This is a genomic window from Saccharopolyspora dendranthemae, from assembly GCF_007829955.1.
GTDB classification, from domain to species: domain Bacteria; phylum Actinomycetota; class Actinomycetes; order Mycobacteriales; family Pseudonocardiaceae; genus Saccharopolyspora; species Saccharopolyspora dendranthemae.
The window spans coordinates 922,538-936,377 of record NZ_VIWX01000002.1 but is presented as its reverse complement, the minus strand read 5'-3'; the positions used below and the strand labels follow the sequence as shown (position 1 = coordinate 936,377).

The 13,840-nt window shown below is 71.2% G+C and carries 14 protein-coding genes; 13 read left to right on the top strand and 1 reads right to left on the bottom strand.

Going from position 1 to position 13,840, the window contains the following annotated elements; all coding sequences use genetic code 11:
- The first annotated feature begins 27 nt into the window (after window positions 1-27).
- The 7 genes from qcrB to FHU35_RS13065 all read left to right on the top strand — a co-directional run bounded on the left by qcrB (window position 28) and on the right by FHU35_RS13065 (window position 5,819).
- A complete protein-coding gene (gene qcrB / locus FHU35_RS13090) occupies window positions 28-1,665 on the top strand; it encodes a cytochrome bc1 complex cytochrome b subunit (protein ID WP_145739022.1) in 1,638 nt (545 codons plus the stop codon).
- Between the two features lie 43 nt (window positions 1,666-1,708).
- The gene (locus tag FHU35_RS13085; RefSeq protein WP_145739020.1) at window positions 1,709-2,623 is read left to right on the top strand and encodes a ribonuclease Z; all 915 of its coding nucleotides are present in this window, start codon (window positions 1,709-1,711) and stop codon (window positions 2,621-2,623) included.
- Between the two features lie 97 nt (window positions 2,624-2,720).
- Complete coding sequence (locus FHU35_RS13080; protein ID WP_145739018.1) at window positions 2,721-3,230, top strand: mycothiol transferase; 510 nt, start codon at window positions 2,721-2,723, stop codon at window positions 3,228-3,230.
- A gap of 48 nt (window positions 3,231-3,278) precedes the next feature.
- Window positions 3,279-3,761, top strand: a complete 483-nt coding sequence (locus FHU35_RS13075) for a DnaJ family domain-containing protein (RefSeq protein ID WP_145739016.1) — start codon at window positions 3,279-3,281, stop codon at window positions 3,759-3,761.
- Window positions 3,762-3,826: 65 nt separating this feature from the next.
- Window positions 3,827-3,907, top strand: coding sequence for a putative leader peptide (locus FHU35_RS30425; protein ID WP_425474138.1), 81 nt, complete (start codon window positions 3,827-3,829; stop codon window positions 3,905-3,907).
- Window positions 3,908-3,957: 50 nt separating this feature from the next.
- Window positions 3,958-4,446, top strand: a complete 489-nt coding sequence (locus tag FHU35_RS30175) for a winged helix-turn-helix domain-containing protein (protein WP_145739014.1) — start codon at window positions 3,958-3,960, stop codon at window positions 4,444-4,446.
- Window positions 4,447-4,523: 77 nt separating this feature from the next.
- Complete coding sequence (locus tag FHU35_RS13065; protein WP_145739012.1) at window positions 4,524-5,819, top strand: helix-turn-helix domain-containing protein; 1,296 nt, start codon at window positions 4,524-4,526, stop codon at window positions 5,817-5,819.
- A gap of 26 nt (window positions 5,820-5,845) precedes the next feature.
- Here the strand turns inward: FHU35_RS13065 and FHU35_RS13060 are convergent, their stop codons facing one another.
- On the bottom strand, window positions 5,846-6,880 hold the full coding sequence (locus FHU35_RS13060; RefSeq protein WP_145739010.1) for a helix-turn-helix domain-containing protein: 1,035 nt from the start codon (window positions 6,878-6,880) through the stop codon (window positions 5,846-5,848).
- A gap of 94 nt (window positions 6,881-6,974) precedes the next feature.
- Between FHU35_RS13060 and FHU35_RS13055 the strand changes: the two genes are divergently transcribed.
- From FHU35_RS13055 to FHU35_RS13030, 6 genes are all read left to right on the top strand, one after another.
- The gene (locus FHU35_RS13055) at window positions 6,975-7,871 is read left to right on the top strand and encodes an alpha/beta hydrolase (RefSeq protein ID WP_145739008.1); all 897 of its coding nucleotides are present in this window, start codon (window positions 6,975-6,977) and stop codon (window positions 7,869-7,871) included.
- A gap of 90 nt (window positions 7,872-7,961) precedes the next feature.
- The gene (locus tag FHU35_RS13050) at window positions 7,962-8,939 is read left to right on the top strand and encodes a LacI family DNA-binding transcriptional regulator (RefSeq protein ID WP_145739006.1); all 978 of its coding nucleotides are present in this window, start codon (window positions 7,962-7,964) and stop codon (window positions 8,937-8,939) included.
- A gap of 23 nt (window positions 8,940-8,962) precedes the next feature.
- On the top strand, window positions 8,963-10,435 hold the full coding sequence (locus FHU35_RS13045; RefSeq protein WP_145739003.1) for a mannitol dehydrogenase family protein: 1,473 nt from the start codon (window positions 8,963-8,965) through the stop codon (window positions 10,433-10,435).
- A 29-nt stretch (window positions 10,436-10,464) separates the two neighbouring features.
- Window positions 10,465-11,805, top strand: coding sequence for an MFS transporter (locus tag FHU35_RS13040; protein ID WP_145739002.1), 1,341 nt, complete (start codon window positions 10,465-10,467; stop codon window positions 11,803-11,805).
- A gap of 104 nt (window positions 11,806-11,909) precedes the next feature.
- A complete protein-coding gene (locus tag FHU35_RS13035; RefSeq protein ID WP_145739000.1) occupies window positions 11,910-13,112 on the top strand; it encodes a sensor histidine kinase in 1,203 nt (400 codons plus the stop codon).
- Window positions 13,113-13,174: 62 nt separating this feature from the next.
- Window positions 13,175-13,786, top strand: a complete 612-nt coding sequence (locus FHU35_RS13030; RefSeq protein ID WP_246110316.1) for a response regulator — start codon at window positions 13,175-13,177, stop codon at window positions 13,784-13,786.
- Window positions 13,787-13,840 lie beyond the last annotated feature (54 nt).

Below are 13,840 nucleotides of genomic sequence, written 5' to 3'. Positions count from 1 at the left end.
TGAATTCCGGCGATGCCTGGAGTCGACATGAGCAAGCTGACCCAGCCGACGCGGCCGGAGAGCAGGCTGTCCCGTTCGGTGGCCGATAGCGCCGACGGGCTCGACCAGCGCTTCCGCGCCGCACCGGGGATACGACGGCAGCTGAACAAGGTGTTCCCCACCAACTGGGGTTTCCTGCTCGGCGAGATCGCGCTGTACAGCTTCATCGTCCTGCTGCTCACCGGCACCTACCTGGCCTTCTTCTTCGACCCGTCGATGGCGGAGGTCACCTACGACGGCCGGTTCACCAATCTGCGCGGCGTCGAGATGTCCCGCGCGTTCGAGAGCACGCTGGACATCTCCTTCGAGGTGCGAGGCGGGTTGTTCGCGCGTCAGCTGCACCACTGGGGCGCGCTGATCTTCATGGCCGCGATCGTGGCGCACATGTTCCGGATCTTCTTCACCGGTGCGTTCCGACGACCACGCGAGACCAACTGGCTCATCGGCGTCAGCCTGTTCGTGCTGGGGATGTTCGAGGGGTTCATCGGCTACTCGCTGCCCGACGACCTGCTCTCCGGCACGGGCCTGCGGATCGCCTCCGGCATCCTGCTGTCCATCCCGGTGATCGGCACCTGGCTGCACTGGCTGCTGTTCGGCGCGGAGTTCCCCGGGACCGAGATCATCCCGCGCTTCTACCTCTTCCACGTCTTCCTGCTGCCCGGGATCATCCTCGCGCTGGTGGCGGTGCACCTGGCGATCGTCTGGTACCAGAAGCACACCCAGTACCCCGGTCCGCAGCGGACCGAGTCCAACGTCGTCGGCGTGCGGATCATGCCGGCGTTCGCGGTCAAGGCCACCGGGTTCTTCCTGATCGTCACCGGCGTGCTGGCCGTCATGAGCGGCATCTTCCAGATCAACGCGATCTGGAACTTCGGCCCCTACGTCGCCTCGCAGGTGTCGGCGGCCTCCCAGCCCGACTGGTACATGATGTGGACCGACGGGATGGGACGCCTGTGGCCGCCGTGGGAGGTCTACCTGGGTCCGTTCACGATCCCGGCGCCGTTCTTCCCCCTGATCCTGGGCATGGGACTGGTGTTCACCATCGCCGCGATCTACCCCATGCTCGAGCGCAAGCTGAGCGGCGACGACGCCCACCACAACCTGCTCCAGCGGCCCCGCGACAACCCCGTGCGCACCTCGCTGGGCGCGATGGCGATCGCGTTCTTCATCGTCGTGCTCATCTCCGGGATGAACGATGTGGTGGCCTTCCAGTTCGGGTTGTCGCTGAACATGATGACCTGGGCCGGGCGCATCGCGGTGCTGGTGGCGCCCCCGCTGGCCTACTACGTGACCTACCGGATCTGCCTCGGTCTGGAGCGCGGCGATCTGGAAGTGCTCGACCACGGTGTGGAGACCGGCATCATCAAGCGGCTGCCGCACGGCGAGTTCATCGAGATCCACCAGCCGCTCGGTCCGACCGACGCGCACGGCCACCCGGAACCGCTCGACTACCAGGGCGCTCCGGTGCCGAAGAAGATGAACCAGCTCGGCGCCGCCGGCCATTCCGTGCCCGGCAGCCTGCTGCGTCCCGACCCGCCCGAGGAGACCCGCGCGCTGGAGCACGCGGCGGAAAGCGATGACGAATCGCAGGTGAAGTCCGGTCGTCCACAGCCGCCCGAAGAGTGAGTTCGGCTCCGCGGAAGGCAGTCCGGCGCATAGGGTGCCGGGCGTGTCCAACCGGGAACTCGTCGTGCTCGGCACGGCCAGCCAGACGCCGACCCGAACCCGCAACCACAACGGCTACCTGCTGCGTTGGGACGGGCGGGGTCTGCTGTTCGACCCCGGCGAGGGCACGCAGCGGCAGATGACCTTCGCCGGTGTCAGCGCCAACGACGTCGATCACCTGTGCCTCACGCACTTCCACGGCGACCACTGCCTGGGCGTGCCCGGGGTGGTGCACCGGATGGCGGCCGATCGGGTTCGCGGCGCGGTGCACGCGCACTACCCGGCTTCCGGCGCCGAGTACTTCCACCACCTGCGCCACGCCTCCGCCCACGACAACGCGGTCCACCTCGACGAGCACCCGATCACCGGCGACGGGGAGATCGCGCGGGACCAGTTCGGCATCCTGCGCGCGGTCCGGCTGGATCACCGCATCGAGGCGTTCGGCTACCGGCTGGAGGAACCGGAGGGCCGCCGGATGCTCCCGGAGGTGCTGGCGCGGTCGGGCGTTCGAGGATCCGACATCGGGCGGGTGCAGCGCGGCGAAGCGGTCCGAGTCGGCGAACGGACGGTGGATCCGCAGGAGGTCAGCGAGGTGCGGCCCGGGCAGCGGTTCGCGTTCGTGATGGACACCCGTCTCTGCGACGGCGTGTTCGCGCTCGCCGAGAACGCCGACATGCTGGTGATCGAATCGACCTTCCTCGACCAGGACGCCGAGCTCGCCGAGCGGTACCGGCACCTCACCGCGAAGCAGGCGGCGCGGGTCGCGGCCGAGAGCGGCGTCCGGTGCCTGGTGCTGACCCACTTCTCCCAGCGCTACACCGATCCTCGCCGGTTCCACGACGAGGCCGCGGAGGTCTTCGACGGCACGATCGTGGTGGCCTCGGACCTGGATCGCATCCCGGTCCCGCGGCGCCGCTGAAAACCGAACACGCCGTGGCCGAATCCGCTGCCGAACGAGGTGATGGGTCGTACCGTGTGCGCAAGCTCGTGCCGCCGTACGTGAGGAGCGGAACCGGATGACCAGCGCCGATGTGCTCGTCGATGCGTTCAGCCGGATTCAGGGGGCCGTCCACGACGCGGTCGAGGGCCTCGACGAGGAGGCCCTGGCGCACCGCATCGACCCCGAGAGCAACTCGATCGCCTGGTTGCTGTGGCACCTCGCGCGGGTGCAAGACGACCACATCGCCGACGTCGCCGAGACCGAGCAGGTGTGGCTGGTGCAGAACTGGGCGACGAGGTTCGAGCTCCCGCTGGACGAGGAGGACACCGGCTACGGCCACGACCCCGACCAGGTGGAGTCGGTGCGCGCCTCCGCTGAGCTGCTGACCGGCTACTACGACGCCGTGCACGAGCAGACCCTGCGGTACGTCACCGGGCTCAGCGACGCCGACCTGGACGAGGTCATCGACGCCAGCTGGTCGCCGCCGGTCACCCTCGGCGTTCGCCTGGTGAGCGTGATCGCCGACGACCTGCAGCACGCCGGGCAGGCGGCGCTGCTCAACGGTTTCCTCCGCCGCAGCCGGTGACGGCCACCGAGGGTAGCGACTGACCGCGTCGGCCTGGACAATCGAGACATGGCCGAGCGCAAGCCTCCCGGGGTCACCTTCGAGTCGTGGGTGGACCGTCAGATCCGCACCGCCCAGGAGCGGGGCGAGTTCGACGACCTGCCCGGGGCGGGCAAGCCGCTGCCCGGTGCCGGTGCTCCGCTGGAGGAGCAGTGGTGGATCAAGGAGCAGCTCCGCCGCGAGGGCCTCTCCGGCAGCGCGCTGCTGCCCACTCCCCTGCGCCTGCGGCGCGAGGTCGCCGAACTGCCCGGGACCGTCGCGGACCTGACCACCGAGCAGGCGGTGCGCGATGTCGCGACCGAGCTCAACCGGCGCATCGTGGAGCACCTGCGCGCTCCGGAGGGGCCGCAGGTGGCCGTGGCACCCGTCGATGTGGAGGCCCTCGTCGAGAGCTGGCGTGCCCAGCGCACCGATCCCCGGCAGGCCGAAACCCCGCAGCCGCCCGCCCCGGCCAGGGCGAAGTCGCGCGTGCGGCGCTGGTTGCGCCGCTGACCTGTTCGGTCTCACCACTCGGAACGCTTTGACCTCATCTGTGGGAGCTGCTTCCATCTTGTGGCATGGCATCGGGACCGCTGCTGGTGCAGCGTGCGCACATCGACCTGCTGCGGGTCGCCTCCGCTGCGTGTCCGCGCGGTTGAGCACCGCCACTCCCGCCCGTTCACACCCCGCAGCACTGGAGAAACGCGCCATGAAGCTGGACCCGACACCAGCGGACTTCGTCCCGGAGGACGCCGATCTCGTCGAAGTCACCGCCCGATTCGTGGTCACCCGCGAAGACCTGGGCCTTCTGGAGAGCATCCTGACCCGCAACGCCGAGCTGCGTGAGGTGATCCCGGCGCAGTCCACGGTGGACTCCAGGCCGGCCGATCAGCCGAAGCTGCGAATCCTCGTGGCCGCCAGGCAAATCATCCGCCAGGACGGCACCCGAATCGGATTCACCAGGCTGGAGTACGACCTGCTGGTGTTCCTGGCCCGAAATCCCGGTCGGGTGCACCACCGCAACACGCTGCTCGCGGCCGTGTGGGACTTCTCCAGCGAGCCCAGGACTCGCACGGTCGACGTCCACGTCCGGCGGATCCGCACCAAGCTGGGCCCTGAGCTGGATCTCATCACGACGGTTCGCGGAGTCGGCTATCGTCTCGATCACGCCGACCGCATCCGAATCATCACCGACTAGCGCGATCGCGTTGACCGCGAACACTGATCGCGCAATCCTGGTGAAGTTTCGTCAGCGAACTGAATCCAGGTGGCGACATGAGCGTGGTGATCGGCGTGTTGGTGCACGCGCGGCACCAAGACGTCTTCCGCCAGGCCGCGAGCACCGTCACCGGCGCAACCCTGCGCTGGGGCGTGTGCCGTGAAACCGGCCAGGCCATCGACCGGCTGCAGGAGCTGCTGGCCACGCAGGGGATGAACGGCCTGCTGGTGGGCCCGGGCTCCTACGAGGCCGTGCGCGGGCAGGTCCCGGACGGGCTGCCGGTGGCGGTGACCCGGCCTGGCGCGCTCGAGCTCGCGCTGGCGGTGGCCAGGATGCGCAACGACTTCCCCGAGCACCGCCGGGCCAGCATCGACACGTTCGAACCCGACGTCATCCAGGAGGTCGCAGGCACCCTCGGCGTCCGGCACTCCGCCCTCCCCTACGCGTCGGGTCAGCCGGTCGAGGAGATCCTGGCGCACCACCGCACGGCGCTGCGCAACGGCGGAGTGGTGATCACCCCGCGCGAGGAGATCGCCGAAGCGCTGCGCGCCGAGGCACCGGTGGTCGACAGCGATCTCACGGCGGATTCGGTGCGCGGCGAATTGCAGGAACTGCTGCTCCACGTGCGCTCCGGCCAAGCCGACGGTGCGCGTTTCGCCGCAGGCGTGTTCCACGTCCGCGACGGTGACGACGTCGACCGCGCCCGGGCCGGGTTACGCGAAATCCTGCTGCAGGACCCGCAATTGGCCGGGTCCTGGTTGGAGAACCGCGGCAGGCGCGGGCTGGTCCTGTTCGCCCACAAAGCGCTGCTGGAACGCGCGACCGCGGACTGGCAGGTGGTACCGGCCTTGCAGCAGGTCGAGCGGACCATGGACGTGCGCGTCGCCGCCGGTTTCGGGCTCGGCACCTCGGTGCGGGCCGGCATCGCGCTCGCGGAACGCGCCGCGGTGCGCGCCGAGGCCGAGCCGAACTCGTGCGGATTCGTCATCCAGGACAGCGGGGTGATCATCGGCCCGATCGGCGGATCCGGCCGTCGCGCCGAATTCGCCTACCGCGACCACAGCGCGGAGCTGGAAAGCCTCGCGCGGGAGGTCGGGCTGAGCGCCACCACGCTGTCCCGGCTGGTGGCGCTGGAGCGCGAGCTGCGCGGACGCGCGGTCTCCCCCAGCGAGCTCGCCACCCTCCTGGGCATCACCGATCCGAGCGGGAGAAGGCTGATCCGCAAGCTCGGCACCGCTGAACTGGTCACCTCCGAGGGCAGCGCGCAGCCCACCCGGCGCGGCCGCCCGACCCGCCTCTACCGCCTCCGACTCGGCGAAGCGCTCGGCCAACCGGGCTCGGTCCTCGACTAGGACCTGCCGCGAAACTGGCCGACCGCTCACCCCGAGGTCAGTCGCCAGGCGGTCAGGGCGAGGGTGGCCCGGACGAGCCCGGAGGACTCGGTGAGCTCCATGCCGAGCTCGGTGCCGAGACGGTCGATCCGCCTGGCGACGCTGCTGTGGTGCAGGTGCAGCAGTTCCGCAGCACGGCGGCGGGAACCGGTCGCGCAGTAGGCGTCGAGCGTGGCCAGATCGTCGGGGTCGGCGGCGATCCGCTCGATCGCGGCGACATCTCCGTTGGCCCGCAACGCTTCTGGCGGCGCGTGCTCGAGAAGTGCTGCCGCGCCCAGGTCCCGGTGGTGCACGACGGGACGATGCGGCGCCGCGAAGCGCAGCGCGGTGCGCGCCTGGCACCAGGACCGCTCGGCGCTCTCAGCCGCTCCGATGCCCGCCCGCACCTCCGGCGGGAGTCGTTCCGCGTCCACCGTGGTCGCGAGGATGACGCCGATGTCGCCCAGCGGGGCGGCTTTCACCGGTCGCGCCGGGCAGAGCGCAGCGGCGACCTGGTCTAGGGGACGCGTGCTGCGGATCGCGGCCACCCGCAGCGGTCGGTCGGTGGCCAGGCCCAGCAGCTTGAGCGCGCGGGTGCGGGTGGGCTCGTCGGTGCCCGGGCTGATCACGAGCTCCACCAGCGCGGGGTCGGCCATGGTCGTGGGCGCCGGTCCGTGGCGTTCGACCACCGCTGCCGCCGCGATGGCGAGCCGGTCCAGCAGCAGGTCGTCGAGCTTCGCCGGGGTACCGGCGCGCTCCAGCCAGACGCATCCGATGCGCTCGTCGTCCAGGGTGATCGGCACAGTCACCGACGGCGGCGAAGACGGCTCCGGCGCGGGTCTGCCGTCGGGCGCCATGCGGACGGTGCGGGCGCTGCCGTCGAGGCGGACGGCGGCGACGCACTCGGCGAGGTTCGCCGAGGCGCGCACGAGCGCGGGCAGGTCGACCCTCCTGCGCATCAGCGTGTCGTAGAACATCACGACGCGGACGGCTCCGCCGGCTTCCGCGTCCAGGTGCGAGAGCCGCGCGGCCAGTGCTTCCATGTTCGCAGACTAAGCGACACCTGGTGCGCGGGTCAGCGGGAAAGCGCGACGCGTGGCGGCTGCCCCGGGGCGCGAGGCGGGGAAGGCTACCGGTATGGATCCCGAACTCGAAGCATTCATCCCGCTGTTCCCGCAGGCCGACCTGAGCGATCCGGCAGCCGCCCGCAAGGGGCTCGCCGAGCTCGCCTCCGCGGCCGCGCCACCGGACACCTCCCAGATGGACGTCACCGACCGGCTGGTTCCCGGCGAAACCGACGTGCCGGTGCGGATCTACCGGCCGCGACGGGCCCAGGGCGCGCTGGTGTGGTTGCACGGTGGCGGTTTCGTCATGGGCGACCTCGACACCGAGCACCCGTGGGCCGGACGCATCGCCGAACTGGCGGGCACCACCGTGATCTCCGTCGGCTACCGGCTGGCCCCCGAGAACCCGTACCCGGCCGGCCTCGACGATTCCTACGCGGCGTTGCTGTGGACCGCCGAGCACGCCGCGGAGTTCGGCGTCGACCGGGCGCGCATCGCCGTCGGCGGGCACAGCGCGGGAGCCTGCCTGGCCGCGGCCGTCGCGTTGCGCGCCCGCGACCAGGACGGGCCACCGCTGTGCTTCCAGCTACTCAACCAGCCCGAACTCGACGACCGGATGCAGACCTGGTCGGCCCGCAACTTCACCGACACGCCCTGGATGACCTCCGCGAAGCAGGCCACCACGTGGCGGCACTACCTCGGCTCGGCCACGCCCACGGCCTACGCGGCACCGGCCCGCGCCACCGATCTGTCGGGCCTGCCCCCGGCCTACGTGGCCACCGCGGAGTTCGACCCGCTGCGCGACGAGGCCCTCGACTACGCCCAGCGCCTGCTGCAGGCGGGCGTCGGGGTCGAGCTGCACCAGTGGGCGGGCACGTTCCACGGATCGCAGGCGATCCTGTCCGCCGCGGTCTCGCAGCGGCAGATCTCCGAGGTCGGGCAGGTGCTGCGCCGCGCACTGGCCGGCTGAGCTCGGCAAGGCAGTTGACAAGTTTGCGCAATGTTGGTCAATATCTGCTCTGCCCGGTGCACCGCCGGGGCGTGACGGAGCGGAGGGGCGATGGCGCCGACCTTGACCGACGTGGCCAAGCGGGCCGACGTCGCCCTGTCCACCGCGTCGCGCGCGTTCAGCGATCCGCAGCGGCTCGGACCGGACACCTTGCGCAAGGTCCTCGACGCCGCCCAAGACCTGGGCTATCAGGCGGCCAAGTCCGTTGAGGCCCAGGTCGCCGGATCCACCGTCGCGATGGTCGTGCCGGACATCGCCAACCCCGTCTACGGCACGCTGGTCAAGGCGGCGCAGGGCGAGGGGCGCCGCCGCAAGCAGACCCTCGTGCTGCACGACACCGACCGCGAGCCGGATCGCGAGCGCGAGGCGATCGTCCACCTGCGCAGCCAGGTCGCGGCCATCGTGGTGTGCTCGTCGCGGCTGCCCGCCGACGAGCTGGTCGAGCTGTGCGGATCGACGCCGGCCGTGCTCATCAACCAGGAGCACACCGGCGTCGACTGCGTGCTCGCCGACGCCGGAGAGGGCCTGCGCCAGGCCATCGACTACCTCGCCGCGCTGGGCCACGAGCGCATCGCGTTCGTCTCCGGCTCGCCGCACTCCTGGTCCAGTCCCCGACGCGTGCAGCTGGTCGAAACCCTGGCCGCCGAGGCGGGAATCGCCCTGGAAGTCCTCGGCTGGCAGGCCGAAACCGTCGCGTCCGGGACCGCCGTGGCCGCCAGCGTGCTGGCCACCGGCGCGACCGCGGTGATCACCCACAACGACCTCGTCGCGTTCGGCGTGATCAAGGGAGCTCGCGCACTGGGGGTGCAGGTGCCCGACGGGCTCAGCGTCATCGGCATCGACGACGTGGCGCTCACCGACGTTTCGCGTCCGTCGCTGACCAGCATCTCGATCCCGTGGTCCAAGGCAGGCGCGCTCAGCGTGGAACTCCTCGGCCCGATCCTGGGCGGGCACCGACCGCCTCCGCGCCAGCACCAGCTGCCCGCGCAGCTCGTGGTGCGCGACTCCACGGCCCCCGCCGCCCGCTGAACACGTCCGTCGATTGGTCCGCCATGCACCGACTCACCGCGTCCACCACACCCGTCTCCGCGCTGCAGCACCACCGCGCGCTGGGCGCGCCCGGCATCGTCCACCTCGGACTCGGCAACTTCCACCGCGCCCACCAGGCCGTCCACACCGCCCGCGCGCTGGAGCACACCGAGGGTCCGTGGGCGATCGTCGGCGTCGCGAACTCCTCGGTCACCGTCGCCGAAGCGATGCGCGAGCAGGACATGCGCTACGGGGTCGTGGAAATCTCGCCGGAACGCACCGAGGTCGGCGTGCCCGCCGTGCACAGCGACGTCCTGGTCGCAGCGCACCACCCGGACGCGGTGCTGGACGCGCTGGCGGCGCGCGAGACCCGCATCGTCACCCTCACGATCACCGAGAAGGGCTACACCTGCTCGCCGCGCACCCAGGGCCTCGACCTCGACGACCGCGACGTCCGCGCCGACCTGGCGGGAGGGGCACCGAGCACCACCATCGGCCGGCTCGCCCGCGCGTTGCAGCGCCGCGCCGCCACGCACGCCGCGCCGGTGTCGATCCTCAGCTGCGACAACCTCACCGGCAACGGTGACCTCACCGGGAAGCTGGTGCGCGAGTTCGCCGAGGCCCTGCCCGCCGCCGAGCGCGAGGACCTGCTCGCCTACCTGCGCACCTCGGTGTCCTTCCCGAACGGGATGGTCGACCGGATCGTGCCCGCCACCACCGACGCCTACCGCGAGGCCGTCGCCGATCGGCTCGGGTTGCGCGACGAGGTCCCCGTGCCCGCCGAACCGTTCAGCATGTGGGTGCTCGAGGACCGCTTCGCCGCGGGACGCCCGGCGTGGGAGCACGGCGGAGCCACCTTCACCGACGACGTCGAGCCCTTCGAGCTGATGAAGCTGCGGCTGCTCAACGGCACCCACTCGCTGATCGCCTACCTGGGCGCGCTCGACGGCTGCGACCTGATCGCCGAGTCGACCGCGCGCCCGCACATCGCCGGAGCGGCCGACCGGCTGATGCGCGAGGACTACCTGCCGACGCTGACGATGCCCTCCGGCATCGAGTTCGAGGACTACTCCGCGCAGTTGTTCACGCGCTGGAGCAACAGCGCCCTGGGCCACCGCACCCGCCAGGTCGGCTCCGACGGCTCCACGAAGCTCGCCCAGCGCGTACCCGAACCGGCGGCGCTGCACCTCGACGCCGGGCGGATGCCGCAGCACCTCGCGCTGTGCGTGGCCGCCTACCTGCGCTGCACGACCGCACCGAAAACCACCGAGCACACCGCGGCCCTCGTCGATCCGGCCGCCGATCGGATCCGAGGCGCTCACGCGAGCGCCTCGGGCACGCGCGATTTCGTCGCCGCCGCCCTGCGCGACGGCCTGCTCGGCGACGTGCTCGCCGCGCACCAGGAGTTCCAGGCGCGGGTCGCGGAGTACGTCGACGTGCTCGCCGCCCACGGGGTCGCCGCGGCGACCGAGGAAGCCGTCCAATCCCAGAACTGAGGCCGCACGACCAGATTGCGTGGACCCGAATGAGCGAACAAAGAAGTTCCACAGCGGACACGAACCCCGAAGCACCCCCGGACCGCAAGGCCGTCCGGCGCGCGGCGTGGGCCGGACTGATCGGCACGACGCTGGAGCAGTACGACTTCGTCATCTACGGCACCGCGTCGGCGCTGATCTTCAGCAAGCTGTTCTTCCCGAACATCTCCCCGGTCGCGGGAATCCTGGCCTCCTTCAGCGCCTACGCGGTGGGTTTCGCCGCGCGGCCGCTCGGCGGACTGATCTTCTCCCGCTTCGGTGACCGGCTCGGTCGCAAGTGGGTGCTGGTGGCCACGCTGCTGCTGATGGGCGGGTCCACACTGGCCATCGGACTGCTGCCGACCTACTCGCAGGTGGGGCTGCTGGCCCCGGTCCTGCTGGTGGCGTGCCGGTTCTTCCAGGGCATGGGTGCCGGGGCCGAGCAGGCCGGCGGTGCGACGCTGCTCACCGAGACGGCGGGCAGGGGCAAGCGCGGTGCGCTGGCCTCGCTGGTGATGACCGGTGCCGCGCTGGGCACCGCGCTCGGGGCCGTCGCCTGGATCCTGGCCCAGTCGCTTCCCGAGGAAGCGCTGATGACCTGGGGATGGCGGCTGGTGTTCGGCAGCAGCCTGCTGGTGACGATCGCCGCGCTGATCATCCGCCGGAAGCTCAACGAGAGCCCGGTGTTCCAGGAGCTCAAGGAGCAGGTCGGCGAAACCCGCGCCCCGATCTCCGACACGTTCCGCAAGGGCCGCAAACCCCTGCTGCTGGCGTTCTTCCTCAACGTCGGTTCCAACGCCCAGTCCTACACCTACCAGGTGTTCATGGCCTCCTACCTGGTCTCGACCGTGGGCGTGGACGAGGAGTTCGTGCCGAAGGTGCTGCTGCTGGGCGCCATCTGCGGTGGGATCGCGGCATTCGGCTTCGGCGCGCTGTCCGATGTGGTCGGCCGCAAGAACGTCTACGCCACCATCATGGGCGCCCTGGTGCTGCTGCCCGTGCCGACCTTCGTCGCGCTCAACACCGGATCACCGGTGGCCATCACGGTGGCGATCGTGCTCGGCTTCGTCCTGGCCTGCCACGGTTCGGTCGGGGTGCAGATGAGCTACTTCCCGGAGCTGTTCGGCAACCGCTACCGCTACGCGGGCGTGGCGCTGGGCCGCGAGTTCTCAGCGGTCCTGGGCGGCGGCGTCGCGCCGCTGATCTGCGCGGGCCTGATGGCCGCGTTCGGCGGATCGTGGGTCCCGGTCGCGATCTACATGATGGTGATGATGGCGATCAGCTTCGCCGCGTCGCTCCTCGCCCCGGAGACCAAGGACCGCGACCTCAACGTCGCCCAGGACGCCGCCTGAGCTCGGCGCCCGGAGCGGGCATCGGCCGCGTGGCCGATGCCCGCCGCGCCACCTCGTCCGCGCGGCTGATCCGGCGGGGAATCCGCATGTCATAGCCTCTCGACGTGCACAACGAGGTTCCCGCCGAGGGCGCTGCCCTCCCCCGCCCCGCACGGCACGCGCTCACCGCCGGGTTGTGCGGGGCGCTGCTGTTCGTGTGGTTGCTCGACCTGGAGTCCTCCGACGGCATCCGCGACGCGCACAACAACTGGGTCCCGCCGCTGGTCGCCGGAGTCGTCGCCGCGCTGCTGCTGCTCATCCCCGACCGCTCCCTCTCGCTGAACCGGCGTTCCTGGATCGCCGCGGTCGGCTCACTGGCGCTGACCACGACGATGCTGCTGACGACCGGGGTTCAAGGCACCTGGGGCGTGGCGGAGTCGCTCTGCCTGCTGATCCTGCTCGGCCGGGCGTGCCGCGGCATCCCGGTGCCGCTGGTCGCGCTGCCGCTCGGGCTGGCCGTCATCACCGGACCGGCGCGCATCTTCAGCTGGGACCGGGAGGAGTTCACCTCCGTGCTCAGCTTCTCGTTCCTGCTCACCTTCGCCGCCGGCGGCGTGATCGGCCTCGGCTGCTACCTGCGCCTGCTCGACTCCCGCCGGGCCCGCGCGGTGGAGTCGGTGCGGCAGGGCGAACGCCTGGAACTGGCGCGCGACCTGCACGACTTCGTCGCCCACCACGTCACCGGGATCGTGGTGCAGGCCAACGCGGCGCGCGCGATCCGCGAGACGGCGCCCGAGAAGATCGACGCGATCCTGACCGACATCCACGACGCGGGGACCGAGACGCTCGACTCGATGCGGCGGTTGGTCCGGGTGCTGCGCGAGGTCGACGGACCGCCCCGCCGCCACGGCGAGCTGTTCAGCGAGATCGCCGCCCTGGTCAGCGATTTCAGCAGCGGCGATGACCAGCGCGCGACGCTGTCGATCGCCGCGGCCGCTCGCGGCGCGCGGCTCGCTCCCGAGGTGGATACCTCCGTGCACCGGCTGGTGCAGGAGTCGTTGACCAACGCGCGGCGGCACGCCCCCGGCGCGGTGGTGTCCGTGCGGATCGACCTGGCCGACGACCGGCTGCGGGTGGAGGTCGCCAACACGGCATCCGCCGAGCGGACCGCTCCACCCGTGGGCGGCCACGGCGGGTTCGGCGTCGTCGGCCTGCGCGAACGGGTGTCCGCCGTGGACGGCACGATGGAGGCGGGCACCACGCCCGACGGCGGATGGCGCATCGCCGCCGACTTCCCCGTGCTGGGCGTGCCAGACTCGTCGGCGTGAGCGACACCCCGACACGCGTGCTCATCGCCGACGACCAGCGGTTGGTGCGCAGCGGTTTCCGGATGATCCTCGACGCCCGCCCGGACATCGAGGTGGTCGGCGAGGCCGCCGACGGCGCCGAGTGCGTCGAGCTGGCCAAGCGGCTCCGCCCGGACGTCTGCCTGGTCGACATCCGGATGCCGGAGCTCGACGGCCTGGAAGTGACCCGGCACCTGGCCGGCCCTGCCACCGCCGAACCGATGCGCGTGGTGGTCGTGACCACCTTCGACCAGGACGACTACGTGCACCAGGCGTTGCGCAACGGCGCCTGCGGGTTCCTGCTCAAGGACGCCAGCCCGGCGCTGCTGGTCGAAGCCGTGGAGGCCGCGCACCGCGGGGACGCGCTGATCTCCCCGGCGGTCACGGTCCGGCTGCTGCACCGGCTGGAACCCCAGGAGGCGCCGGGCCCGGCGCAGGCGCCGCCCGCGGTTCTGTCCGAGCGCGAACTGGACGTGGCGCGGCTGGTCGCGGTGGGCCGCACCAACCAGGAGATCTGCGCCGAGCTGTACCTCTCGCTCGGAACGGTCAAGACCCACCTGACCAACGTCCAGTCCAAGCTGGGGACGCGCAACCGGGTGGAGATCGCGGCGTGGGCGTGGTCGACGGGCGCCGTCACCGCCGACCACACCGGCTGACGGTCGGGCGGATTCCGGACTTTCGGCTGATCGAGATCGTCCCGCGGGCCGAGG

Coding starts and splice junctions, on each gene's coding strand:
- qcrB (WP_145739022.1), top strand. CDS start 28: ATGAGCAAGCTGACCCAGCCGACGCGGCCGGAGAGCAGGCTGTCCCGT.
- FHU35_RS13080 (WP_145739018.1), top strand. CDS start 2,721: ATGACCAGCGCCGATGTGCTCGTCGATGCGTTCAGCCGGATTCAGGGG.
- FHU35_RS13075 (WP_145739016.1), top strand. CDS start 3,279: ATGGCCGAGCGCAAGCCTCCCGGGGTCACCTTCGAGTCGTGGGTGGAC.
- FHU35_RS30425 (WP_425474138.1), top strand. CDS start 3,827: ATGGCATCGGGACCGCTGCTGGTGCAGCGTGCGCACATCGACCTGCTG.
- FHU35_RS30175 (WP_145739014.1), top strand. CDS start 3,958: ATGAAGCTGGACCCGACACCAGCGGACTTCGTCCCGGAGGACGCCGAT.
- FHU35_RS13065 (WP_145739012.1), top strand. CDS start 4,524: ATGAGCGTGGTGATCGGCGTGTTGGTGCACGCGCGGCACCAAGACGTC.
- FHU35_RS13060 (WP_145739010.1), bottom strand. CDS start 6,880: ATGGAAGCACTGGCCGCGCGGCTCTCGCACCTGGACGCGGAAGCCGGC.
- FHU35_RS13055 (WP_145739008.1), top strand. CDS start 6,975: ATGGATCCCGAACTCGAAGCATTCATCCCGCTGTTCCCGCAGGCCGAC.
- FHU35_RS13050 (WP_145739006.1), top strand. CDS start 7,962: ATGGCGCCGACCTTGACCGACGTGGCCAAGCGGGCCGACGTCGCCCTG.
- FHU35_RS13045 (WP_145739003.1), top strand. CDS start 8,963: ATGCACCGACTCACCGCGTCCACCACACCCGTCTCCGCGCTGCAGCAC.
- FHU35_RS13040 (WP_145739002.1), top strand. CDS start 10,465: ATGAGCGAACAAAGAAGTTCCACAGCGGACACGAACCCCGAAGCACCC.
- FHU35_RS13030 (WP_246110316.1), top strand. CDS start 13,175: ATGATCCTCGACGCCCGCCCGGACATCGAGGTGGTCGGCGAGGCCGCC.